Genomic DNA, 23,231 nt, shown 5'->3' with positions numbered 1-23,231 from the left:
CATACCCCGGTATCAGGTCTCCGGTATCGGGTCCCCGGTGGGGCGCAGGGGCGAAGGCCCGCGCGGAGGTTCGGGGGCGGAGCCCCGGCGGAAACGGTGAAAGTGGGGGGTGCCCCCGCTGGGGGAGGGGTGGGGGCACCAGCCCTCGCGGGCACCGGCCTCCTACAGCTCCGCCAGCAGCTCCGCCTTCTTCGTCGTGAACTCCGCGTCCGTCAGGAGCCCCGCGGAGTGCAGTGCCCCGAGGTGGCGGATGCGGTCCGCGACCGCGCCGGGGTCGGGGCGGGCGACGGGGGAGGCGCCGGAGCGGCCGGCCGGGGCGGCGCGGTGGATCGCGGCGAGTACGGAGGCAGCGAAGGGGAGCGACTCGTGCAGCAGCCCGTAGCCCCGGCCGAAGACGACCGCCGCGGGGTCCTGGTCGGCCTCCGGGCCGGGCTCCGCGCCGCGCGGGAGCAGCCGCAGCAGACCCCCGGGCGCGTCGGGGGAGCGCCACTCGACGCCGGCCAGCTCCTCGATGGCGAAGTGCTGGTCGCCGGCCTTCCACTTGGCCGTGGAGGCACCGGTCCGCGACCAGCGGAAGGAGACGGTCCGGCCGTCGAAGGAGGCCTTGCCGTCGTACGCCTTGAAGGACAGCGGCGGCTCCGGCGCCGCGACGAGGTGGCGCTCGGCCGGCTCCCCCGCGGGGCCGAGCGCGCCGCGTATCTCGCCGGCCCAGTACGCGGCGAGCGGCTCGCGTTCGGCGGGCAGCTCCAGCCGGTAGGGGTCGGAGGTCTCCCGGAGCTGGTCCCCGGCGGCGTCCATCAGCGGGTCCGCGCCCGGTCTGGGCACGGCCCGCAGCGCCACCGTGCCGCGTCTGCCGGGCACCCGCTCGACGGCGGCCAGCGCCTCGTGGGGGATGCGCCGCTCGCCGAGCGCCTGGAGCAGCTTCGGTGTGCGGATCCCCCGTTCGAAGCGGATGAGCACGGAGTCGGTGTCGAACTCCCAGACGGTGTGGAAACCGGCCAGCACATCACCCATGCGGCTCATCGTAAGCGGCGTCCGGGCGGTGGCACCCCCTCCGGCCGCCATGCGACGCTACGCGCGTCAAGCGGCCGGGCGGGGCCGGCGCCGTCAGCCGGCGCAGCCGGGGGCGGACGCGGCGCACCGGACGCCGCGCAGGTCCCCCGTGCCGATCCCGGCGAAGTTCGCCAGGCTGGTCGTGCCGCGCTCGAAGTAGCCGGTGTGGCCCTCGGCCCCGGCGGCGGACAGCAGCCGGGCCCCGAAGGACGAGGAGACGGGGTCGGCGCCGTGGCCGAGGCCGCCGACCTCCAGGTGCGGGACGTCCTGGATCCAGTCGTCGCCGTCGCGCATGGCCCAGACCCGGGCGCTGGTGCGCAGCTCGGAGACGTGCCGGGCCCGCATGCCGGGGCTGCCGGCGACGGCGATGTCGGTGACGCGGGCGTCGAGGTCGCGGGCGGCGATGCCGCACACCACCGAGCCGTAGCTGTGGCAGAAGAGGGCGACGGACGAGCCGCCGGGCAGTCCCCGCACCAGGGAGCGCAGCCGCAGCGCCCCCTCGGCGGCCAGCCGGCCCGTTGCCGCGTCCATGCCGAGGCCGGCGGGGGAGGTGTAGTCGGCCCAGGCGATGACGGCGGTACGGGTGCCGGGGCGGGCGGTGCGCTCGGCGGTGTAGAGGGAGTCCGCCATCCCGACGGGGGCCGTGTACGGCCGTCCGCTCTTCTCGAAGGTGAGGACGTTCGTATCGACACCGGGCACCACGACGGAGACCCGGTCGGCCCGGTCGAGGTCGCCGAAGACCTCGGCGACCCGCCCGGCCCCGCCGGGGTCGAAGGCGAGGATCCGCCGGCCGTCGGCGAGCAGGGAGTCGAAGCGGTGCATGCGCCGGCCCGCCTCGTAGCGGCCGGCCGGGGAGAGCCCGGCGTCGTGGGTGCGCCGTTCCTCGACGGCGCGGGCCTGGGCGAGCGCGGTGCGGTTGGCGCGGTAGCGCAGCTCCGTGGGCGCGCCGTCGAGGTTGCCGACGACCAGGGGGTAGCGGTCGGCGAGGCCCAGCCGGTCGGCCGGGGAGAGGGAGGCGAAGAAGCGGGCCAGGGTGCCGGGCGCGGCGTAGGGGGAGGGCAGCCGGTGACCCGCGACGCTGCCGTGCAGCCAGGCGGAGAGCGCCGCCTGCCGCGGCCCGGCGTCCGCGCCGCGCCCGCGCACGGCCGTCCACCCGGTGGTGGCGAGCATGACGAAGACCACGGTGAGCGCGAGCAGCGCGCGCCACACCGTGGCCGCGTTCGTCCAGGGCAGGGGGGAGGGGGAGCCGAGCTCCGGGAAGGAAGTCACCGCGGACCACACTAGGAGAAACGGGAGCGCGTCCGCCAAGTCAGTGACACGTCTCACGTTTGACGGGAGGTGACGCTGGACATGTGTGCGTCGCCTCACAGTCGCCCCCCAACGGCCGGGCCGGGCGCGGTCAGTGGGCGGGTGCCGCCCGCCAGCCCTCCGCCAGGGCCGGGCCGATCTGTTCCAGGTACGTGGTGATCAGCCGCAGCAGCCCGTCCAGGTCGCCGTCCTCGTCCTCGCCCCAGACCCGGGACGCCGCCCGCAGCACCCCGCTGCACGCGGCCACCAGCACCCGGGGCCGGGGGTCGGCGGCCGGGTCCAGGCCCTCGCGGCGGGCGATCTCCGCCGCGAACCGCTCCTCCAGGACGGCGAGCCGGCGCAGCCGGGCGGCCAGCAGCTGGGGCGTCGACTCGATCATCCGCTGGGTGCTCAGGTGGAGGCCGAGGGGTACGACGGCCTCGATGGCCTCGCCGACGGTCCGCCCGGAGGCCACGGCAGCGTTGCACAGCGCGGTGAGCGGCGGCTCGTGCGGCGGGCGGGCCGCCAGCGCGGCGAAGGCGACCTCCTCCTCGACCTCCTGGAGGGCGAGGGCGACCTCCTCCTTGTTGGCGAAGTAGCGGAAGAAGGTGCGCTGCGAGACGTCCGCGGCCTCGGCGATCTCGTCGACCGTGGTGCCGTCGTAGCCCTGGCGGGCGAAGAGTTCCAGGGCGCATCTGGTGAGGGTGTTGCGCGTCCGCCGCTTCTTCCGCTCCCGCAGTCCCGGGAGCGTCGCGCGCTCCACCGCGCCGTCGATCGCCTGCATGGGCCCCTGCCTGTTCTCGTTGTTCGCGCTGATCGGAATGGTCGGAACGGCCGTCGCCGGACGCCTCGTCGGATCATGACTCATGATGCCCTTGGGCAACTGGCAGTCACTGCCATAATCTCGGTCGCATGACGCCTCAGACCGCCGTCGCCGGTGCGACACCACCGGCTCCCGGCCCCCCGAGCGGATTACGGGGCCGCCCCTGGCCCACCCTGCTGACCGTCGCCACGGGAGTGATGATGGTCGCGCTGGACGGCACGATCGTCTTCATCGCCAACCCGGTCATCCAGAAGGGTCTGGGAGCCTCGCTCTCCGACGTCCAGTGGATCACCAATGCCTATCTCCTCGCCCTCGCCGTCGCCCTGATCACCGCGGGCAAGCTCGGCGACCGCTTCGGCCACCGCCTCGTCTTCCTTATCGGTATCACCGGCTTCGCCGCGTCCTCCGGACTCATCGCCCTCTCCCACAGCGTGTCGACGGTCATCGCCCTGCGGGCCCTCCAGGGCCTGAGCGGGGCGATGCTGATGCCGGCCGCGCTGGGCCTGCTGCGCGCCACGTTCCCGGCCGAGAAGCTCAACATGGCGATCGGCCTGTGGGGCGGGGTCATCGGCGGCTCGGCCGCCGGCGGACCGATCCTCGGCGGCCTGCTGGTCGAACACGTCAACTGGCAGTCCGTCTTCTTCGTCAACGTGCCGGTCGGCGCGGTCGCGCTGGCGCTCGGCCTGATCGTGCTCAAGGACCACCGCGCCGAGAACGCGCCCCGCTCCTTCGACCTCCTCGGCATCGCGCTCCTCTCGGGCGCGATGTTCTGCCTCGTCTGGGCGCTGATCAAGGTGCCCTCCTGGCACTGGGGGAGCGCCCGGACCCTGCTCTTCCTCGGCGCCTCGCTCCTCGCGTTCGTCACCTTCGCCCTGTGGCAGACCAGGAGCCGTGAACCGCTGCTGCCGCTGCGGCTCTTCCGCTCCGTGCCGTTCTCCGCGGGCGCGGCCCTGATGATCCTGATGGCCTTCTCCTTCATGGGCGGCCTCTTCTACGTCACGTTCTACCTGCAGAACGTGCACGGGATGTCGCCCGTGGCCGCGGGGCTGCGGCTGTTGCCGCTCACCGGCATGATGATCTTCGCCTCGCCGGCGGCCGGAGCGCTGATCACCCGCGTCGGGCCGCGCCTCCCGCTCTTCGGCGGCATGGTCCTCACGGCGGGCGCCTGCTTCGGGATGTCCACCCTGGAGGTGGACTCCGGTACGCCGCTGATGTCGGTGCTCTTCGCGCTCTTCGGCACGGGGCTGGCGCCGGTGGTGGTCGGGGCGACGGAGGTCATCGTCAGCAACGCGCCGGTGGAGCACGCCGGGCTGGCCGGGGGCCTTCAGCAGGGGGCCATGCAGGTCGGCGGGACGCTGGGGACGGCCGTGCTGGGCGCGGTGATGGCGTCCCGGGTGGGGCACGTCCTGCCCGGCCGGTGGACGGACGCCGGGCTGCCGCCCCTGACCGGCGAGCAGCGGGGGGCGGTCTCCTCGGCCGTCGAGATCGGGGTGGCGCCGGTGCCGGAGGGGACTCCGCCGGAGTACGCCGCGAGGATCACGGACGTGGCGCACGGGACGTTCGTCTCCGCGATGAGCACGTCGTTCGTGGTCGCGGGGTGTGTGGCGGTGGTGGCGGCGGTGCTGGCGTTGTTCACCAGGGCCGGTGACCACGACGCGGGGCGCGGCGCCGCGCCGTTGTGAGCCCGGCCGCCCGCGGAACGCGCGAACGCCCGGATCCCCTTACGGGATCCGGGCGTTCGTCACGCGTCAGGCCGAGCGCCCGGCGACTACGCGTCGCCGCCCGCGGCGCCCGGGTCGGCGGCCGCGACGTCCAGGAGCTGGTAGCGGTCGATCGCCTGCTTCAGGGCGGAGCGGTCGATCTTGCCCTCCTTGGCCAGCTCGGTGAGCACGCCCAGGACGATCGACTGCGCGTCGATGTGGAAGAAGCGACGGGCCGCGCCCCGCGTGTCCGCGAAGCCGAAGCCGTCCGCGCCCAGCGACTGGTAGGTGCCCGGCACCCAGCGCGCGATCTGGTCCGGAACGGCACGCATCCAGTCGGAGACGGCCACCTTCGGACCCTCGGCGGCGGCGAGCTTCTTCGTCACGTACGGGACGCGCTGCTCCTCCTCCGGGTGGAGCAGGTTGTGCTCCTCCACCTCGACGGCGTCGCGGCGCAGCTCGTTCCAGGAGGTCGCCGACCAGACGTCCGCCTTGACGTTCCACTCGTCGGCGAGGATCTTCTGGGCCTCGAGCGCCCACGGCACCGCCACGCCGGAGGCGAGGATCTGCGCCGGGATCGCGCCCTTCTCGCCCTCCTTGAACCGGTACAGGCCCTTGAGGATGCCCTCGGCGTCCACGTTCTCCGGCTCGGCCGGGTGCTGGATCGGCTCGTTGTAGACGGTGAGGTAGTAGAAGACGTCCTCCGCGTTCTCGCCGTACATCCGGCGCAGACCGTCCTGGACGATGTGCGCGATCTCGAAGCCGAACGCCGGGTCGTACGCGACGACGGCCGGGTTGGTCGAGGCGAGCAGGTGCGAGTGGCCGTCCGCGTGCTGGAGGCCCTCACCGGTCAGGGTGGTGCGGCCGGCGGTCGCGCCGAGGACGAAACCGCGCGCGAGCTGGTCGGCCATCTGCCAGAACTGGTCGCCGGTGCGCTGGAACCCGAACATCGAGTAGAAGACGTAGATCGGGATCAGCGGCTCGCCGTGCGTGGCGTAGGCGGAGCCGGCGGCGATCAGCGAGGCGGTGCAGCCCGCCTCGGAGATGCCGTCGTGCAGCATCTGACCGGTCGGGGACTCCTTGTACGCCAGGAGCAGCTCGCGGTCCACGGCCTCGTACTGCTGGCCCATCGGGTTGTAGATCTTCGCCGACGGGAACAGCGAGTCCATGCCGAAGGTGCGGTACTCGTCGGGCGCGATCGGCACGAAGCGCTTGCCGATCTCCTTGTCCCGCATGAGGTCCTTGAGCAGGCGGACGAACGCCATGGTGGTGGCGATCTGCTGCTGGCCGGAGCCCTTCTTGATCGGCGCGTACACCTTGTCGCCGGGCAGGTTCAGCGGCTTGGAGCGGTCCACACGGGTGGGCACGTAGCCGCCGAGCGCCTTGCGGCGGTCGTGCATGTACTGGATCTCCTCCGAGTCGCGGCCCGGGTGGTAGTACGGCGGCAGGCCGGACTCCAGCTCCTTGTCCGCGATCGGGATGTGGAGGCGGTCGCGGAAGCGCTTGAGGTCCTCGACCGTGAGCTTCTTCATCTGGTGGGTCGCGTTGCGGCCCTCGAAGTTCGGGCCCAGCGTCCAGCCCTTGACCGTCTGCGCCAGGATCACGGTCGGCTGGCCCTTGTGGGCCTTGGCCGCCGCGTAGGCCGCGTAGATCTTGCGGTGGTCGTGACCGCCACGGCCCAGGTGCAGGATCTGGTCGTCGGTCATGCCCTCGACCATCTTGCGCAGGCGGTGGTCGTCGCCGAAGAAGTGCTCGCGGATGTACGCGCCGGTCTCGGTGGCGTACGTCTGGAACTGGCCGTCCGGCGTGCTGTTCAGCTTGTTGACCAGGATGCCGTCGCGGTCCTGGGCCAGCAGCGGGTCCCAGGAGCGGTCCCACACCAGCTTGATCACGTTCCAGCCGGCGCCGCGGAACTGCGACTCCAGCTCCTGCATGATCTTGCCGTTGCCGCGCACCGGGCCGTCGAGGCGCTGCAGGTTGCAGTTGACGACGAAGGTCAGGTTGTCCAGGCCCTCACGGGCGGCCAGGGAGAGCTGGCCGAGCGACTCGGGCTCGTCCATCTCGCCGTCGCCCAGGAACGCCCAGACGTGCGACTTGGAGGTGTCGGCGATGCCGCGCGCCTCCATGTAGCGGTTCATCCGGGCCTGGTAGATCGCGCCGAGCGGGCCGAGGCCCATGGAGACGGTCGGGAACTCCCAGAAGTCCGGCATCAGGCGCGGGTGGGGGTACGACGACAGGCCGTACGGGGCCTTCGACTTCTCCTGGCGGAAGGCGTCGAGCTGCTGCTCGGAGAGGCGGTCCAGCAGGAAGGCGCGGGCGTAGACGCCGGGGGAGGCGTGGCCCTGGAAGAAGATCTGGTCGCCGCCGTCGCCGCCGTCCTTGCCGCGGAAGAAGTGGTTGAAGCCCACGTCGTACAGCGAGGCGGAGGAGGCGAAGGTGGCGATGTGACCGCCGACGCCGATGCCCGGGCGCTGGGCGCGGGAGACCATCACGGCGGCGTTCCACCGGGTCGCGTTGAGGATCTTGCGCTCGATCTCCTCGTTGCCGGGGAAGAACGGCTCGTCCTTGGTCGCGATGGTGTTGACGTAGTCCGTGCTGCGCATCTCGGGCACGGCCACACGCTTCTCGCGCGCCCGCTCGATCAGTCGAAGCATGAGGTAGCGGGCACGTTCCCGGCCTCGCTCATCGACGGCTGCGTCGAGCGAGTCGAGCCATTCCTGGGTCTCTTCGGGATCGAAGTCCGGGACCTGGCTGGGAAGACCGCCAATGATGATCGGGTTGCGATCGGATCCGGAAGCCACGCTGTTCCTTCGCTGTTCGGTCGTGTCGTGCTCTGCACGCAATCGATGCTGCGCACGCGGTCACATGCAGTGTCTGGTTATGCCGCGCCGGCTCCCATCGTGGACCGCGGCGACGGAAACGTCATCTCTACTGGGCGGTAACCACCACTCGCGAGATGAAGTGTTCGGTGTCGGCCGTCGCTGGACGGCCAAATCGCAACCTTACGCCCCCTATGGGGGTCCCCCGCGTACGGCCGTTCGGCCGCGAAGCCCGCAATCCCAGGGAGTAACTTCACAAACCCGGCACAACGCTGTGGTGTGAATCACTCTCGGTTGCCGCCTCATGGTGGGAGTTGCCATGAGACGTCAACGTTTGGGAGGGATCGCTGAGCGGGTACTTGCGCGATCCGTCCGGCACGTGTGGACTACGCCCCATGCCTCGCGTATACGGGGGGCACAAGAGCATTTCTCGAAAGATGACAGGAGGCACTCAGTGAGCGCGACCGCGGACCACGCGGAGGAGCGGACCAACCCCGCCGCACGGCTGGGTTTCGAGCCCGGACAGGTGGTCCAGGAGATCGGCTACGACGACGACGCCGACCATGATCTCCGTGAAGGTATCGAGTCCCTCATCGGCCAGGACCTCGTCGACGAGGATTACGACGACGTGGCCGACGTCGTCCTGCTGTGGTTCCGGGATGAGGACGGAGATCTCACGGACGCGCTGGTGGATGCCATCGGTCTGCTCGACGAAGGTGGCGACATCTGGCTGCTGACGCCCAAGACCGGCCGCGACGGCTACATCGAGCCCAGCGACATCCAGGACGCCGCGCAGACCGCCGGTCTCTCCCAGACCAAGAGCATCAGCGTGGCCAAGGACTGGTCCGGCACGCGCCTGAGCGCGCCGAAGTCCAAGCGCTAGACAGCGCGCGACGAGCGTCCCCGCGCCCCCCGCAGCACGGCTGCGGGGGGCGCGGTGCGTGGGGCCCCCGGGGCAGTGACAGACTGTCCGTCTACCCGAGCCCGGCCGGGCGGCCGGCGTCCGCAGAGAGAGGGAAGCGCACATGGCGATCGAAGCCGGCACCGAGGCCCCTGACTTCGCGCTCAAGAACCAGCACGGCGAGACCGTCCGCCTCTCGGACTTCCGCGGTGAGAAGAACGTCGTCCTGCTCTTCTACCCCTTCGCCTTCACCGGCGTGTGCACCGGCGAGCTGTGCGCCCTGCGCGACAACCTGCCGACCTTCGTCAACGACGACGTCCAGCTCCTCGCCGTCTCCAACGACTCGCCGTTCTCCCTGCGCGTCTTCGCCGAGCAGGAGAAGCTGGACTACCCGCTGCTCTCCGACTTCTGGCCGCACGGCGAGGTCAGCCGCGCCTACGGCGTCTTCGACGAGGAGAAGGGCTGCGCCCTGCGCGGGACCTTCGTCATCGACAAGGAGGGCGTGGTCCGCTGGACGGTCGTCAACGGCCTGCCCGACGCGCGTGACCTGAACGAGTACGCGGCGGAACTGGCCAAGCTCTGACGCCCCGGCCCGCGTTCCCGCGCAAGACCCTGCAATCGGTGGGAACCGGTCACTAGGATCCAGACGTTGACCGGTTGCCATCGCACAACCGGGGGCGCGGGCCGCGCGGCGGCCCGGCCCCTCGAACCAATGGAGGACTCGTGGGAGTCAGTCTCAGCAAGGGCGGCAACGTCTCCCTGACCAAGGCGGCCCCGAACCTGACCGCGGTGATCGTCGGTCTCGGCTGGGACGCCCGTACCACCACCGGTACGGACTTCGACCTGGACGCGAGCGCGCTGCTGACCGACGAGCAGGGCAAGGTCGTCTCCGACCAGCACTTCGTGTTCTTCAACAACCTGAAGAGCCCCGACGGTTCGGTCGAGCACACCGGTGACAACCTCACCGGTGAGGGCGAGGGCGACGACGAGGTCATCAAGGTCAACCTGGCCGGTGTCCCGGCCGAGGTCGCCAAGATCGTGTTCCCGGTGTCCATTTACGACGCCGAGACCCGTCAGCAGAGCTTCGGCCAGGTGCGCAACGCCTACATCCGCGTCGTCAACCAGGCCGACAACACCGAGCTGGCCCGCTACGACCTCTCCGAGGACGCCTCGACCGAGACGGCGATGGTCTTCGGCGAGCTCTACCGCCACGGCGCCGAGTGGAAGTTCCGCGCCATCGGCCAGGGTTACACCTCCGGCCTGCGCGGCATCGCGCAGGACTTCGGCGTCAACGTCTGAGACGCTTGGACCGCAGCCGGCGCCGTACCCCGGAAACCCGAGGGTGCGGCGCCGGACGCGCACCGTGCCGCGCAACGCTCAACTCGGGGAGGAACAAGGATCATGGGTGTCACGCTCGCCAAGGGGGGCAACGTCTCCCTCTCCAAGGCCGCGCCGAACCTGACCGCGATCGTCGTCGGTCTCGGCTGGGACGCCCGTACCACCACCGGTGCGGACTACGACCTGGACGCCAGCGCGCTGTTGTGCGCCGGGGGACGGGTGCTGGGCGACGAGTTCTTCGTCTTCTACAACAACCTCAAGAGTCCCGAGGGTTCGGTCGAGCACACCGGTGACAACCTCACCGGTGAGGGTGAGGGCGACGACGAGACGATCCTGGTGGACCTCACCAAGGTCCCGGCCTCCTGCGACAAGATCGTCTTTCCTGTCTCCATCCACGAGGCCGACGTCCGGGGCCAGAACTTCGGCCAGGTGCGCAACGCCTACATCCGCGTCGTCAACCAGGCCGACGGTTCCGAACTGGCCCGCTACGACCTCTCCGAGGACGCCTCCAGCGAGACGGCCATGATCTTCGGCGAGGTCTACCGCTACGGCGGGGAGTGGAAGTTCCGCGCGGTGGGCCAGGGTTACGCCTCCGGACTGCGCGGTATCGCCCTGGACTTCGGCGTCAACGTCTCGTGACGGACGGTGCGGGGCGCGGAACGGGCCCCGGGGCGGACGCGGATGCGCCCATCCCGGTTGCCTCCCGGGGCATCTAGACTTCGGGGTCAACGTTTCGCAAAACCCCGCCCGTGCGGCGGGGAGAACCCGAACAACGAAGGATTGGGTAGCCAGTGCTCCTGAAAACCTTTGGCTGGTCGTTCGCCATAACGGCGGCCGGGCTTGCCGCGGCCGGTGTGCTCTGGGGGTGGAAGGGGCTGGCGCTCGTCGCGATCCTGTCCGTCCTGGAGATCTCGCTGTCCTTCGACAACGCGGTCATCAACGCCGGGATCCTGCGGAAGATGAACGCGTTCTGGCAGAAGATGTTCCTGACGCTGGGCATCCTCATCGCCGTCTTCGGCATGAGGCTGGTCTTCCCGGTCGTCATCGTGGCCATCACCGCCAAGCTCGGCCCCATCGACGCGATCGACGTCGCGATCAACGATCACGACCGCTACGAGCAGCTGGTCACCGGCGCCCACCCGGCCATCGCCGCGTTCGGCGGGATGTTCCTGCTCATGATCTTCCTGGACTTCATCTTCGAGGACCGGGACATCAAGTGGCTCGGCTGGCTGGAGCGGCCGTTCGCCCGCCTCGGCCGGGTCGAGAGCCTGTCGGTCATCGTCTCGCTCGTCGTGCTGATCATCGCGGCCACCACCGTCGCCACGGCCGTGCCGGTGCACGGCGGTTCCGGCACGGTGGACAAGGCGTCCACCGTCCTGCTCGCCGGCGTCGGCGGACTCGTCACCTACCTGGTCGTCGGCGGCATCTCCGCCTTCTTCGAGGACCGCCTGGAGGACGAGGAGGAGGACGAGGAGTCCGCCGCCGGGAAGACGTCCGGGGCCTCCGCGGCCGTCGGGCTGGCCGGCAAGGCCGCGTTCTTCATGTTCCTCTACCTGGAGGTCATCGACGCCTCGTTCTCCTTCGACGGCGTCATCGGCGCCTTCGCGATCACCAACGACATCTTCGTGATGGCCCTGGGCCTGGGCATCGGCGCGATGTACATCCGCTCCCTGACGGTCTTCCTCGTCCGCAAGGGGACGCTGGACGACTACGTCTACCTGGAGCACGGCGCGCACTACGCGATCGGCGCGCTCGCCCTGATCCTCCTCGCCACCATCAAGTACGAGATCAACGACGTGATCACCGGCGTCGTCGGCGTGGTCCTCATCGGCCTCGCCTTCTGGTCCTCGGTGCGGCGCAACCGCAAGGAGGCGGAGGCGGGCCCCGGCAGCGGTGACCGCCAGGAGGTCGCGTCCGGGGTGTGAGACCCGGGCGCCTGCCGGGTGTGACCCCGGCACGTGCGCGGGAACCCTCTGAGCGGGGCGGTGGTGAGTTGCAGCTCGCCGCGCCCCGCTCACCGGTTTCCGGAGGGGAGACCGGACCACGAGGGTCACGAGGGTGGGGGCCGTCATGACGGTACGGGACAAGCTGTTCGCCAACTGGGGGCGCGGGGCCGCCTGGCAGTTCGACGCCCCGCACGGCGGGAGCGGCGCGGTCGAGCTCACCAAGCGCCGCCCGGTCTACTCGCTGACCAAGAACGGCGCGGTCAGCGGCAACATGCGGGTCAACCTGTCGTGGCAGATGCGGACGTCGGACCTCTACGACCGGCCGGCCCGGGGGTCCGTACGGAACCCGTTCCGCAAGTTCACGCCGGAGGTCGTCCAGGCGCAGGGGACGGCCATGGTCAGTGTGGACCTCGACCTCGCCTGCATGTATGAGCTGTGGGACGGGTCGAAGGGCGTAGTCCAGCCGCTCGGCAACATACTCGGCAGCATCAACACGCCGCCGTATGTGCAGTTGAGCGGTGACGACCGGTTCGGGTCGGGGTCGGGCGAGACGCTCTACATCAACATGGACCACCGGGAGGAGATCAAGCGCCTGCTCGTCTTCGTCTACATCTACGACGGCACGCCGGCGTTCGACCGTACGCGTGCCACGGTCACGCTGTACCCGGGCAACGGGCCGCGGCTGGAGGTCTCGCTCGACGAGCGGGCGCCGGAGGCGCGGTCCTGCGCGGTGCTGCTGATCGAGAACGACAAGAAGGAGATCGTGGTGCGCAGGGAGATGCGGTACGTGTACGGGTTCCAGTCGGAGCTGGACCGGCTGTACGGCTGGGGCCTCCAGTGGGGGCGGGGGACGAAGAGCACGAAGGTGTGAGGGTGCGCTGAGGTGCTCCGGGCTCCTCCCCGGAGGGGAACCCCCGGGGAGGAGCCCGGAGCGGAATCCCTACCGCCCCGCCGCGGACAGGAACTGCGGCCCCTGCGGCGGCAGCCGGAACGCCGGGTCCGGGGGCGGGTAGCCGTACTGCGGATACCCGTACGCGGGAATCGACGGCGGCACCGGCGGCGGGGGCGGATACCCCCCGGCCGGCGCCGGCGATATCGGCTCGGCCGCGGAGGCCGGCGCCTCCGGCGCCCCCGCCCTCTCCGGCGTTCCCGTCCCCTCCTCCCCTTGCCCTTCCCCTTGCCCTTCCTCTTCCACCGAGATCCCGAACTCCGTCGCCAGCCCCACGAGCCCCGACGCGTATCCCTGCCCCAGCGCCCGGAACTTCCAGCCCTCGCCCCTCCGGTACAGCTCGCCGCAGATCATCGCCGTCTCGTCGCCCGTCTCCGGGTGGACGTCGAAGCGGGCGACCGCGTCGCCCCCGGCGGGCGCGGCCGTGTCGTACAGCAGCACGCAGAGGTCCTTGACGAGGCCGAACGTCCCGCCGTCCGCCGAGGCCGCGAGGACGACGCGGCGCACGGAGGCGTCGAGCGCGCCGAGGTCGGTCTCGATGGAGTCGGTGAGCCCCTCGGTGAGCCGCTTCTTGGGCAGGTGGCGCACCAGGCCCGAGGGGTGGCGGGGCTGGTTGTAGAAGACGAAGTCCTCGTCGGAGCGCACGCGGCCGTCGTCGCCCAGCAGCAGGGCGGAGGCGTCGACGTCGGGGACGCCGGGGCCGGGCGTCCAGCGCAGCACGGCCCGGACGGCCGGGGCCTCGAGCGGGATGTTCGATCCCTTCAGCATCGCGTGCGTCATGCCCGCAATCCTGCCCTCCCCGGCGGGCCCGGGACAACGCGGGCCGATGTGCCGGCCGTTTGGGGAACTCTTGACCCACCGCCGAGCGTACGATAATCGGCCACCCAGAACGGCTGGGCATGCAACGGGGAGAAAGATGCGGCATTTTGGACACCTCGCACCCGAGGTGCGGAACAGGCTGTTCCATAAGGAGCCCGCCGAGTTCGACGCCGGCTCCCCGGCCCCCCTCCTCGCCGCCGCCCTCGGCGCCACGCTCTACAGCCCGGCCACCCGCCCCGCCCTCGCCCGGGACGTCGTCAAGCAGGCCGGGCACGGGGTCGTGTCCATGGTCCTGTGCCTGGAGGACTCGATCGGCGACGCCGACGTGCCCGCCGCCGAGGAGAACCTCGTCCGGCAGTTCGCCGAGCTGGCGCGGGCGGACGGGCCGCTGCCGCTGCTCTTCGTCCGCGTCCGCGAACCCGGCCAGATCACCGCCCTGGCCCGGCGGCTCGGCCCCGCCCGCCGGCTGCTCTCCGGCTTCGTCCTCCCCAAGTTCACCGAGGACCGCGGACTGCCCTTCCTGGAGGCCGTCGCCGAGGCCGAAGAGGCCCATGGACAGCGGCTGTTCGCCATGCCCGTCCTCGAATCGCCCGAGCTCCTCCACCTGGAGACCCGCGCCGGCACCCTGGCCGGCATAGCCCGCGCCACGGCCAAGCACCGCGAGCGCGTGCTCGCCCTCCGGCTCGGCGTCACCGACTTCTGCTCCGCCTACGGGCTGCGCCGCGCCCCCGACATGACCGCCTACGACGTGCAGATCGTCGCCTCCGTCATCGCCGACGTCGTCAACGTCCTCGGCCGCGCGGACGGCAGCGGGTTCACCGTCACCGGGCCGGTGTGGGAGTACTTCCGCCAGCACCAGCGCATGTTCAAACCGCAGCTGCGCCGCAGCCCGTTCGCCGGGCCCGCGGAGGCGCTGCGGTCCGTGCTGATCGAGCACGACATGGACGGGCTGCTGCGCGAGATCGAACTCGACCGCGCCAACGGCCTGTTGGGCAAGACGTGCATCCACCCCTCGCACGTGGCGCCCGTGCACGCCCTGTCGGTCGTCAGCCACGAGGAGTTCAGCGACGCGCGGGACATCCTGCGGTCGGTCGCCGACGGGGGCGGCGGCGGGGTGCTGCGCTCCTCGTACACCAACAAGATGAACGAGGTGAAGCCGCACCGCGCCTGGGCGGAGCGGACCCTGCTGAGGGCCGAGGTGTTCGGTGTGGCCGGAGAGGACGTCGGTTTCGTGGAACTGCTGGGCGCGAGCGTACGAGGAGCGGTCCTGTGACCCGGCCTGCCTGGTCCGGCCGCTGGGTGGCCGAACGCCTCGGGGTGCGGCTGGAGGGCGACGCCGCCCTCTCCGGCCTGCTGGGCCTCGCCCTGCGGCACAATCCGCGGCGGGCCCACCTGCTCGTCTCCCACGTCCTCGGCAAGCACGTGCCGCAGCGGCCCTCCGTGGTGCACGGCACCGGCGTCGGGCTCGGCCGCCGGGTCCGCGCGCTCCTCGGCGACGAGGCGGCCGCCCGGGCCGTCGTCCTCGGCTACGCCGAGACCGCCACCGGCCTCGGCCACTCCGTCGCCGACGGCCTCGCGCTCGCCCCGTACCTGCACTCCACCCGGCGGCCGGTGCCGGGCGTCGCCCCCGTCGGCGGCTTCGAGGAGGAGCACAGCCACGCGACCTCCCACCTGCTGCTCCCGGAGGACCCGGCGCTGCTCGCCGGGGACGGACCGCTCGTCCTCGTCGACGACGAGTTCTCCACCGGCCGCACGGTGACGAACACCATCGCCGCGCTCCACCGGCGCCACCCCCGCGGCCACTACGTGATCGTCGCCCTCGTCGACATGCGCTCGCCCGGCGACCGCGCCCGCCTCGACGCCTTCGCCGCCGGACTCGGCGCCCGGGTGGACCTGATCGCCCTCGCGACGGGCACGGTGACCCTCCCGGAGGACGTCCTGGAGCGGGGCCGGGAGCTGGTGGCCCGCTGGTCCGGCGCGGGGCACCCGGCCCCTTCCGGGGGCCCGGCGCGGACCCCGCGGGCGACGGACAGGGGCGCGGAGGCCGGCGCACCCTCCAGGGCCCCCCGCACCGCCACCCGCGTCGACCTCCGCTGGCCCCCCGGCCTCCCCGACGGCGGGCGCCACGGCTTCACCCCCGCCCACCGCGCCCGCCTGGAGGGCGCGTTGCCGCGCATGGCGGGCGAGATCGCCGGGCACCTCCCCGAGGGCGCCCGCGTCCTCGTCCTCGGCAACGAGGAGCTCATGTACGCGCCCCTGCGCCTCGCCGCCGCCCTGGAGGCCGACGGCGTCGACGTACGCTTCTCGACCACCACGCGCTCGCCCGTCCTGGCCGTCGACGACCCCGGCTACGCCATCCGCACCCGGCTGCGCTTCCCGGCCCACGACGCCCCCGCCGACGGACCGGGCGACCGCTACGCCTACAACGTCGCCCCCGCCGCCGACGGCACCGGCTTCGACGCCGTCGTCGCCGTCGTCGACTCCGTGGCCGACACCCCCGAACTGCACGCGCCCGGCGGCCTGCTGGACCGGCTGGCCGCACACACCCGAAAGGTGCTGCTCGCCGTGATCCCCTCGCACAGAGCCCCGCGCGAACCCCTGCGCGGCCCCGCGTTCTCCTCGTACGCGCCCGAGGAGGTCGGCTGGCTGCTCCAGGACTTCTCCGGGGTCACCCTGGAGGCGCCCGTCGAGGAGCGCGAGGAGGCCATCCAGAACGGCGGCGCGCACTACGCCGAGTCGCTGCCCGTCGAGTACCGGCCCGGCGAGCGCTACCAGGCGCTCTACCGCGCCGCGCTCGACGCCTCCGCCGACCGCCTCGCCCGCGCCGTCGGCGTCGTGACCGAGACGGTGCTCGCCGAGCGGTCCCCCCGCCCGGTGCTGGTCTCGCTGGCCCGCGCCGGCACCCCCGTCGGCGTCCTGATGCGCCGCTGGGCCCGGCACGCGCACGGCCTCGACCTGCCGCACTACGCCGTCTCCATCGTCCGCGGCCGGGGCGTCGACACCGCGGCCCTGCGCTGGCTCGCCGACCGCCACGACCCCCGCGACGTCGTCTTCGTCGACGGCTGGACGGGCAAGGGCGCCATCACGCGCGAGCTCGAACAGGCCCTGGCCGGAACGGAGTTCGACCCACGGCTCGCCGTGCTCGCCGACCCCGGCTCCTGCGTGGAGACCTACGGCACGCGCGACGACTTCCTCATCCCCTCCGCCTGCCTCAACTCCACCGTCTCCGGCCTGATATCGCGCACCGTCCTGCGCGCCGACCTCGTCGGGCCGGACGACTTCCACGGCGCCAAGTTCTACCGGGAGCTGGCCGGTTCGGACGTCTCCGGCGCCTTCCTCGACACCGTCTCCGCCCGCTTCGACGCCGTCGCCGACGAAGTCGCCCACGAGGCCAAGGAGCTGGCCGCCGACGACCGCACCCCCACCTGGCAGGGCTGGGCCGCCGTCGAGCGGATCAGCGAGGAGTACGGCATCCACGACGTCAACCTCGTCAAGCCCGGCGTCGGCGAGACGACCCGCGTCCTGCTGCGCCGCGTCCCCTGGAAGATCCTCGCCCGGCGCGGCGCCGGCCCCGCCCTCGACCACGTGCGGCTGCTCGCCGAGGGGCGCGGCGTCCCCGTCGAGGAGGTGGACGGCCTGCCGTACAGCTGCGTCGGACTCGTCCACCCCCGGTACACCAGGGCCGCCACCGGCACCGACGGCAAGGCGGTCGCCGCCCCGTGAGCACCCTGTTCGCCAGCGATCTCGACCGCACCCTCGTCTACTCGTCCGCCGCCCTGCGCCTGGCCGGGCCGGACGCGGCCGCCCCCCGGCTGCTGTGCGTCGAGGTGTACGAGGGCAGGCCGCTGTCCTTCCTGACCGAGGGCGCCGCGGGTGTGCTCGCGGGGATCGCCCGCACCGGCGCGTTCGTCCCCGCCACCACCCGCACCCTCGCCCAGTACGCCCGCGTCCGGCTGCCCGGCCCGCCGCCCCGGTACGCGGTCTGCGCCAACGGCGGCGAGATCCTCGTCGACGGCGAGCCCGACCCCGGCTGGCGGGCGCGGGTGCGCCGGGCCGTGGCGGACGGCTGCGCGCCCCTCGCCGCGGTCCGCGACCGCGTCGCCCGTACCGCCGACCCCGCCTGGCTCCTCAAGGACCGCACGGCGGACGGCCTCTTCGCCTACCTCGTCGTCGACCGGGAGCGGCTCCCGGAGGGCTGGGTGGACGACCTGGCCGCCTGGGCGGGCGAGCGTGGCTGGAACGTCTCCCTCCAGGGCCGCAAGGTCTACGCCGTGCCCCGGCCCGTGACGAAGGGCGCCGCCGTCACCGAGGTCGCCCGCCGCGCCGGCGCCGGCCGCGTCCTGGCCGCCGGCGACTCCCTGCTCGACGCCGACCTGCTGCTCGCCGCCGACCTCGGCTGGCGCCCCGGCCACGGCGAACTGGCCGCCTGCGGCTGGAGCGCACCGCACGTCACGGCCCTCGCGACGGCCGGCGTGGCGGCGGGGGAGGAGATCGTCCGGGCGGCCGCGGCGGCGCTCGCCGATGCGGAGGGCGTGTCCGGAACGTCCGACAACGGCCTGTCGTGCCGGGGCGGTTCGATCTAAGGTCGTTCACGGATCAACGGAACGTGGATCTACGGGACATGGATCTACGGGACATGGATCCACGGATCGACCGACCCGGAACGTACCGCCGCCGACGAGGAGTTCGCGTGACCGTCACCAAGAGCGTCCAGCTCAGCCCCGAGCTCTACCAGTACCTCCTCGACCACAACCCGCCGCTCGACCCCGTCCTGCGGAAGCTGGTCGACACCACCCGCTCCCTGCTCCCCGACGCGGCGCACCTCCAGGTCGCCGAGGAGCAGGCGCCGTTGCTCGCCTTCCTCGTCCGCCTCACCGGTGCCCGCCGCATCCTGGAGATCGGCACCTTCACCGGCCTCTCCTCGCTGGCCATGGCCCAGGCCCTGCCCTCCGACGGCGGCATCATCGCCTTCGACGTCTCCGAGGAGTGGACCGCCCACGCCCGCCGCGCCTGGGCCGAGGCGGGCGTCGCCGACCGCATCGACCTGCGCATCGGAGACGGGCTCGCGTCCCTGCGGGCGCTGCCCGCCGAGCCGGGCTTCGACCTCGTCTTCCTCGACGCCGACAAGGAGAACTACGTCAACTACTGGGAGGAGATCGTCCCCCGGCTGCGGACCGGCGGCCTGCTCGTCGTCGACAACACCCTCTTCCAGGGCACCGTGACCGACCCCGGGGTCACCGGGCCGGCGGCGGGCGTACGGCGGTTCAACGACCACGCCGCCGCCGACAAGCGCATGGAGTCGGTCCTGCTGAACGTCGCCGACGGCCTGACGCTGGCCCGCAAGGTGTCCTGAACCCCCTTGGCCGGGCGCGGCGTTCAGCCGCAGCAGCCGCCTCCGCAGCACCCGCCGCCACCACCGGCACGCGGCGCGGCGGGGGCGGCGGCGCTCCCCGTCACGGCGACGGCCGACAGCAGTCTGACGGTGTCCGCGTGCCCCTCGGGGCAGGCCGCCGGAGCGGACGACTCGGCCATCGGCCGGTCCAGCTCGAAGGCGTCACCACAGGTCCGGCAGCGGTATTCGTAACGAGGCATGCCGGCAGCATAGCCAGCACCGGTCAGCCCCGGGTGCCGCGCTCCTCCCGGATCCGGGCCACGACCTCCGCGACCGACCGCCGCACCGCGTCCGTCTCGGTCAGGAACGCCCACCAGTCCGGATGCCGCCCGGTCAGACCCGCCACCGCGCGGTCCAGCCGGGCCACCGCCTCGTCCAGCGGGCCCGCGTGCCGGGGGTCCGGCGTGCTGCGCCCGGCCATCGCCAGCCGCTGGGCGTCCCTGATCGCGAACCGGGTCCGCTCGATCTCCCCCCGCCGGTCCGCCGACACCTCGTCCAGCCGCCGCAGCCGGTCGCCGGCCGCCGACACCGACTCGTCGGTCTCCGCCAGCAGCGCCCGCACCGTCGACAGCAGCGCCGTCGCGTCCGGCCAGCGCTGCTCGTCCCGCGCCCGCCGCGCCTCGGCCAGCTTGGCCTCCGCCTGCTCCACCGACTGCCGCGCCCGCTCCGGCACGTGCTGGAGGTCCTGCCAGCACGCCGCGCTGTAGCGGCGGCGCAGCTCGCTGAGGACGGGCGCGACGCCCTCGGCCCGCGTGCCGATCGCCTGCGCGCGGGTCCGCAGCGAGACGAGCCGCTTGTCGATCTCGGCCGCTCGCCGCGGCAGTTGCTCCGCCTCGGCGCGGACCGCCTCCGCCTCGCGCAGGGTCCGCTCGGCCCGCTCGATCGTCTGCGGGACGCCGTGCCGGCCGGCGCCCTCGTTGAGGCGGGTCAGCTCCGGGGCGAGGGCGGCGAGGCGGGCCGCCGGGCCGTCGGCCCGCAGACCGGCCGCGCGGACGGCGTCCAGGGCCTCGCTCGCGGCCAGCAGCGCCTGCCGGGCGCGTTCCACGGCGGGGGCGAGCCTCGTCAGCTCCCGCTCGGCCGCCGCCAGCAGCGGCGTCAGGCCCTGCGCGAACCGGTCGAGATCCGCCTTGGCCCTGAGCAGTTCGTCCTTCGCCCGGGTCAGGTCCTGCCGGGCCCGGGCCGCCGAGGCGCCGTCCAGGTCCTCCCGGTCGAGGTCGTGGGCGTCCACGGCGGCGATGTACGCGCCCGACACCTCGTCGACGCGGGCCCCCAGCGCGGCGAACTGCCCGGCGGCCCGGCGGGCGGCCGCCGAGGAGTCCACGGCCGTGATCGTCTCGATGGAGATCCGCAGGTCCCGCTGGGCGGTGTCCAGTTCGTAGAACGCGGCCGCCGCGGCGTCCTTGGCCGCCTGCGCCTCGGCCCGCTGCCCCTCGCCCCGGCCCCACCCCCAGCGGCGGGTGCCCCCGCCGGCGAACGCCGCCGGCGCGGCGACGGCCGCCGCGGCCAGCAGGGGCAGCGGCAGCAGTGCCAGCGCGACGGCCTCCCGGACCGCCCGCACGGCGGGTCGTACCGACTGCGTGAAGGGGGTAACCGTCACGTGCGCTCTGCCCTCTCCCGTTGGTCGCCCAGGCCGGAGGGCCATTCTCCCACCCGCCCCGGACGCCCTCGCGGGCGCGGTCAGCCGCCGGTGCGCACGCGGACGTTCCCGTTGTCGCTGTGCGCCCGCACGCTGTGCCGGGAGGCGTCGTCGCGGTGCGCGTCCACCGTGGCCGAGCCGTTGTCGCTCTGCGCGTCCACCCGGTACCTGCCGCTCTCCGGCAGCCTCACCGTGACGTTCCCGTTGACGGACTCGCCGAGCACCCGGTCCGGGACGCGCCGGGGCGCGACCGTGACGTTCCCGTTGTCGGATCGGGCGGAGATCCGGTGCGAGCCGATCGCGTCGCCGGCCTCGATGTCGCCGTTGGTGGTGGTGAGGTCCAGCCGCCCGTCGGCCCCGTGCACGCGGACCGCCCCGTCCACCGAGCCGATCCGCAGATCGCCCTTGATCCCCCGGGCCGTGACCCCGCCGTTCCGGTCCTTGACGACGACGGTGACCCCGCCCGGCACCTCGATCCGGTGCTTCGACTCGCAGTGCTTGCTGATCCCGCCGCACTTCTGCCGCAGCCTGAGCGTGTCCCCGTCCATCTCCCACGACGTCCCCGTGGAGCCGCCCACCGACCACCCGTCGAACCGCCGCGTGACCTTCACGTCCTTCCCGCTCCCCGGCACCAGCTCCAGCTGCGAGTTGTCGTTGTCCACCGTCAGCGTCCGCCCCTCCAGCGCGAACGTCCGCGTCTCCGGCTCCACCGCGTCCGGATCCGGCTGCCCGCACCCCGCCAGCACCGCCCCGGCGACCGCCACCCCTCCGACCAGCACCGTCAGACGCATGGCACGAGCACGGCGAAACATCACAAACCCCCACTCCAAACGGCGACCCCCGGCCCCCTCACCCTAGGCACCCACCCCTCCCCCCGCCCTCCTGCCCACCGCCGCACCGGGGGTGGGGATAACCCCCGCTCCCGGGTTTGCCGGGTGCCGGGCGGGGGCATGTAGGCTGTCGTTTCGTTGCGGGCGCATAGCTCAGCGGTAGAGCGCCGCTCTTACAAAGCGGATGTCGGCGGTTCAAATCCGTCTGTGCCCACCAGGGGAAACGCCCCCGCGGAGATCTCTCCGCGGGGGCGTTGACGGTAGCCCTTGACGGCAGTCCCTGTTCCGGACGCTCCCGCCGGCGGTGCAAGAGCCGATCCCTATGCCCCACCGCCTCCCTCCCGGGAGTCCTCCGACACGTGGGTGCAGACGTTCTGGTCACCGCGATCTGGGAGTGACCGGGGATCTCCATCGTGAGCAACGTGGCGCAGCCGTGCCGGGCGTCGTGCAGCCGGACGACGCGCAGGCCGGCCGGCTCGGCGACGCGGGTGAAGGACGCCGCGCCGGCGCTGGGATCAGGCGCGCGCGGGCGGCTGTGGGCTGCCCCACTTCAGCCGACGGGGTGCGGGTGGCGGGGGTACGAGGAGGGAGCGGAGGAGCGCCGGGTCGGCGAGGTGCTCGTCCCCCAAGGGGACGGGGAGCAGCCAGAAGGCACCGGGCCCCTCCCGCAGTCGGGGGTGGGGTGCCCGGAGGTAGCGGTGGGGGTCGTCGGCCCCGGTGCCCGTGGTGTCCGGGGCGTCCCAGGTCCGGGCGGTTCCCGGCGGGACGAGGACGGTGTAGGAGTCCCGGCGGCGGGAGGCGATGACGCCGTGGGCGATGCCGGCGGTGAGGAACGCCGACCTGATCGCTTCGTCTGTCCTGACGCCGACGATGCCGTCCTCGACGGCCCGGGCGGACAGGTGGACGATGTCGAAGTGATGACCGACTTCGATGCCGGCGGTGCAGCCCATGTCCCATGCCTCGTGGACGAGGCGGGGGTGCACGGTCCGCGAGACCAGCCAGCGGGCGCCGGGGTGGTCCTGCGTGGGGTAAGTCAGGGGGCGTGTCATCGGTACCTCGGGTGAAGTGGGCTGTGGACGCTGCTCAGTTGATGGGATCGACGCGCCGGAAGGACGTGGTGACGGCGCAGTGGCCGGTGTGCTCCGGGTGGAGCCGGGTGTGCTGGAGCGCCCAGGTCTCCGGGCCCAGCGGTCGCCTTCGACCTGCTTCGAGGTCTCCCGGCAGGTGGTGCACCGGGCCTCGTACAGCGGCTCGTCGGCGGGCGGGCGTGGCAGGGCCCAGTCGGCGGGGCGCACGGTCAGGCCGGGGAGCCCGTCGAGTGCGGCGGCCTGGCCGGGCGGCGGCAGCCACCGGATCCGCCGGCCCTCGGGGTGGGCGAGGACCGGGCCGGGACGCCCGGCCCGCCGGAGGGCGAGCAGCGCGTCGACGGCCTGGACGACGTCGCGCGTCTCGACGACGGACCACGCCGCGGAGCGGAGGGGCGCCAACTCGCCCGCCGCCCATTGCGACCGGACCGCTGTCGGCGAAGGGACGCAGCGGGCAAGCCAGTCGGTGCTGGCACTCATCCGGACGCTGATCTGTGGCAGGGGCATGTGCACGGCAACACATCGGCGCGTTGGGCAGTGCCGTCTCCGGAGACGCAGCGGATCGTCCTGGCGCCAGGGCACTTGCTGTGCTGGCCGAGCCAGCAGTCCTCCGTGATGTGCGGGTCGGCGCGAGGGGCCATGGCGTCCACTCC

At 72.7% G+C, this 23,231-nt stretch carries 20 protein-coding genes and 1 tRNA gene; 12 read left to right on the top strand and 9 right to left on the bottom strand.

The features are described from left to right. Positions 1 to 162: 162 nt before the first annotated feature. From AC230_RS09990 to AC230_RS09980, 3 genes are all read right to left on the bottom strand, one after another. Positions 163 to 1,014 (bottom strand): DUF4429 domain-containing protein, encoded by an 852-nt coding sequence (locus AC230_RS09990; protein WP_049715713.1) that lies wholly within the window; start codon positions 1,012 to 1,014, stop codon positions 163 to 165. A gap of 93 nt (positions 1,015 to 1,107) precedes the next feature. Further along, complete coding sequence (locus AC230_RS09985; protein ID WP_049715880.1) at positions 1,108 to 2,322, bottom strand: alpha/beta hydrolase; 1,215 nt, start codon at positions 2,320 to 2,322, stop codon at positions 1,108 to 1,110. A 130-nt stretch (positions 2,323 to 2,452) separates the two neighbouring features. Next, complete coding sequence (locus AC230_RS09980; protein ID WP_049715712.1) at positions 2,453 to 3,124, bottom strand: TetR family transcriptional regulator; 672 nt, start codon at positions 3,122 to 3,124, stop codon at positions 2,453 to 2,455. 128 nt (positions 3,125 to 3,252) lie between these two features. Between AC230_RS09980 and AC230_RS09975 the strand changes: the two genes are divergently transcribed. Then, positions 3,253 to 4,845: an MFS transporter gene (locus AC230_RS09975; protein ID WP_049715711.1), complete on the top strand. Its 1,593-nt coding sequence runs from the start codon at positions 3,253 to 3,255 to the stop codon at positions 4,843 to 4,845. Positions 4,846 to 4,931: 86 nt separating this feature from the next. Here AC230_RS09975 and aceE read toward each other — a convergent pair whose 3' ends face one another. Beyond that, a complete protein-coding gene (gene aceE, locus AC230_RS09970; RefSeq protein ID WP_049715710.1) occupies positions 4,932 to 7,664 on the bottom strand; it encodes a pyruvate dehydrogenase (acetyl-transferring), homodimeric type in 2,733 nt (910 codons plus the stop codon). Positions 7,665 to 8,136: 472 nt separating this feature from the next. On the opposite strand from aceE, the gene AC230_RS09965 reads away from it, so the two are divergent. The 6 genes from AC230_RS09965 to AC230_RS09940 all read left to right on the top strand — a co-directional run bounded on the left by AC230_RS09965 (position 8,137) and on the right by AC230_RS09940 (position 12,738). Then, positions 8,137 to 8,565 (top strand): DUF3052 domain-containing protein, encoded by a 429-nt coding sequence (locus AC230_RS09965; protein ID WP_049715709.1) that lies wholly within the window; start codon positions 8,137 to 8,139, stop codon positions 8,563 to 8,565. Positions 8,566 to 8,707: 142 nt separating this feature from the next. Next, on the top strand, positions 8,708 to 9,166 hold the full coding sequence (locus AC230_RS09960; RefSeq protein WP_049715708.1) for a peroxiredoxin: 459 nt from the start codon (positions 8,708 to 8,710) through the stop codon (positions 9,164 to 9,166). A gap of 140 nt (positions 9,167 to 9,306) precedes the next feature. Then, positions 9,307 to 9,882 (top strand): TerD family protein, encoded by a 576-nt coding sequence (locus tag AC230_RS09955; RefSeq protein WP_049715707.1) that lies wholly within the window; start codon positions 9,307 to 9,309, stop codon positions 9,880 to 9,882. Between the two features lie 102 nt (positions 9,883 to 9,984). After that, the gene (locus AC230_RS09950; RefSeq protein ID WP_049715706.1) at positions 9,985 to 10,560 is read left to right on the top strand and encodes a TerD family protein; all 576 of its coding nucleotides are present in this window, start codon (positions 9,985 to 9,987) and stop codon (positions 10,558 to 10,560) included. Positions 10,561 to 10,712: 152 nt separating this feature from the next. Beyond that, complete coding sequence (locus tag AC230_RS09945) at positions 10,713 to 11,846, top strand: DUF475 domain-containing protein (protein WP_049715705.1); 1,134 nt, start codon at positions 10,713 to 10,715, stop codon at positions 11,844 to 11,846. Positions 11,847 to 11,991: 145 nt separating this feature from the next. Then, a complete protein-coding gene (locus AC230_RS09940) occupies positions 11,992 to 12,738 on the top strand; it encodes a TerD family protein (RefSeq protein ID WP_049715879.1) in 747 nt (248 codons plus the stop codon). Between the two features lie 69 nt (positions 12,739 to 12,807). Here the strand turns inward: AC230_RS09940 and AC230_RS09935 are convergent, their stop codons facing one another. After that, complete coding sequence (locus tag AC230_RS09935) at positions 12,808 to 13,596, bottom strand: TerD family protein (RefSeq protein WP_049715704.1); 789 nt, start codon at positions 13,594 to 13,596, stop codon at positions 12,808 to 12,810. Positions 13,597 to 13,732: 136 nt separating this feature from the next. On the opposite strand from AC230_RS09935, the gene AC230_RS09930 reads away from it, so the two are divergent. From AC230_RS09930 to AC230_RS09915, 4 genes are all read left to right on the top strand, one after another. Beyond that, positions 13,733 to 14,908, top strand: a complete 1,176-nt coding sequence (locus AC230_RS09930; protein ID WP_049715703.1) for an HpcH/HpaI aldolase/citrate lyase family protein — start codon at positions 13,733 to 13,735, stop codon at positions 14,906 to 14,908. Then, complete coding sequence (locus tag AC230_RS09925; RefSeq protein WP_049715702.1) at positions 14,905 to 17,358, top strand: phosphoribosyltransferase; 2,454 nt, start codon at positions 14,905 to 14,907, stop codon at positions 17,356 to 17,358. Before AC230_RS09930 ends, AC230_RS09925 begins: the two co-directional genes overlap by 4 nt. After that, on the top strand, positions 17,355 to 18,218 hold the full coding sequence (locus tag AC230_RS09920; RefSeq protein WP_049715701.1) for a hypothetical protein: 864 nt from the start codon (positions 17,355 to 17,357) through the stop codon (positions 18,216 to 18,218). The genes AC230_RS09925 and AC230_RS09920 overlap by 4 nt, the downstream gene beginning before the upstream one ends. A gap of 107 nt (positions 18,219 to 18,325) precedes the next feature. Then, the gene (locus tag AC230_RS09915) at positions 18,326 to 18,988 is read left to right on the top strand and encodes an O-methyltransferase (protein WP_049715700.1); all 663 of its coding nucleotides are present in this window, start codon (positions 18,326 to 18,328) and stop codon (positions 18,986 to 18,988) included. A 23-nt stretch (positions 18,989 to 19,011) separates the two neighbouring features. Here AC230_RS09915 and AC230_RS30945 read toward each other — a convergent pair whose 3' ends face one another. Genes AC230_RS30945 through AC230_RS09905 form a run of 3 tightly spaced genes read right to left on the bottom strand, consistent with a single transcriptional unit; the run spans position 19,012 to position 21,454 of the window. Continuing rightward, entirely contained in the window at positions 19,012 to 19,227 is a 216-nt protein-coding gene (locus AC230_RS30945; protein WP_078871102.1) for an FmdB family zinc ribbon protein, read from the bottom strand. Positions 19,228 to 19,250: 23 nt separating this feature from the next. After that, a complete protein-coding gene (locus AC230_RS09910; RefSeq protein ID WP_422125569.1) occupies positions 19,251 to 20,669 on the bottom strand; it encodes a hypothetical protein in 1,419 nt (472 codons plus the stop codon). A gap of 35 nt (positions 20,670 to 20,704) precedes the next feature. After that, positions 20,705 to 21,454 carry a DUF4097 family beta strand repeat-containing protein gene (locus tag AC230_RS09905; RefSeq protein ID WP_049715698.1) on the bottom strand — a complete coding sequence of 250 codons (750 nt, stop codon included), beginning with the start codon at positions 21,452 to 21,454 and terminating at the stop codon, positions 20,705 to 20,707. Between the two features lie 181 nt (positions 21,455 to 21,635). On the opposite strand from AC230_RS09905, the gene AC230_RS09900 reads away from it, so the two are divergent. After that, a tRNA-Val gene (locus tag AC230_RS09900) sits at positions 21,636 to 21,710 on the top strand. Between the two features lie 298 nt (positions 21,711 to 22,008). Here AC230_RS09900 and AC230_RS32500 read toward each other — a convergent pair. Then, entirely contained in the window at positions 22,009 to 23,058 is a 1,050-nt protein-coding gene (locus AC230_RS32500; protein WP_157868544.1) for a hypothetical protein, read from the bottom strand. Positions 23,059 to 23,231 lie beyond the last annotated feature (173 nt).

Source organism: Streptomyces caatingaensis, from assembly GCF_001187435.1.
GTDB classification, from domain to species: Bacteria; Actinomycetota; Actinomycetes; order Streptomycetales; family Streptomycetaceae; genus Streptomyces; species Streptomyces caatingaensis.
This window is presented reverse-complemented; position numbering and strand designations above follow the sequence as displayed.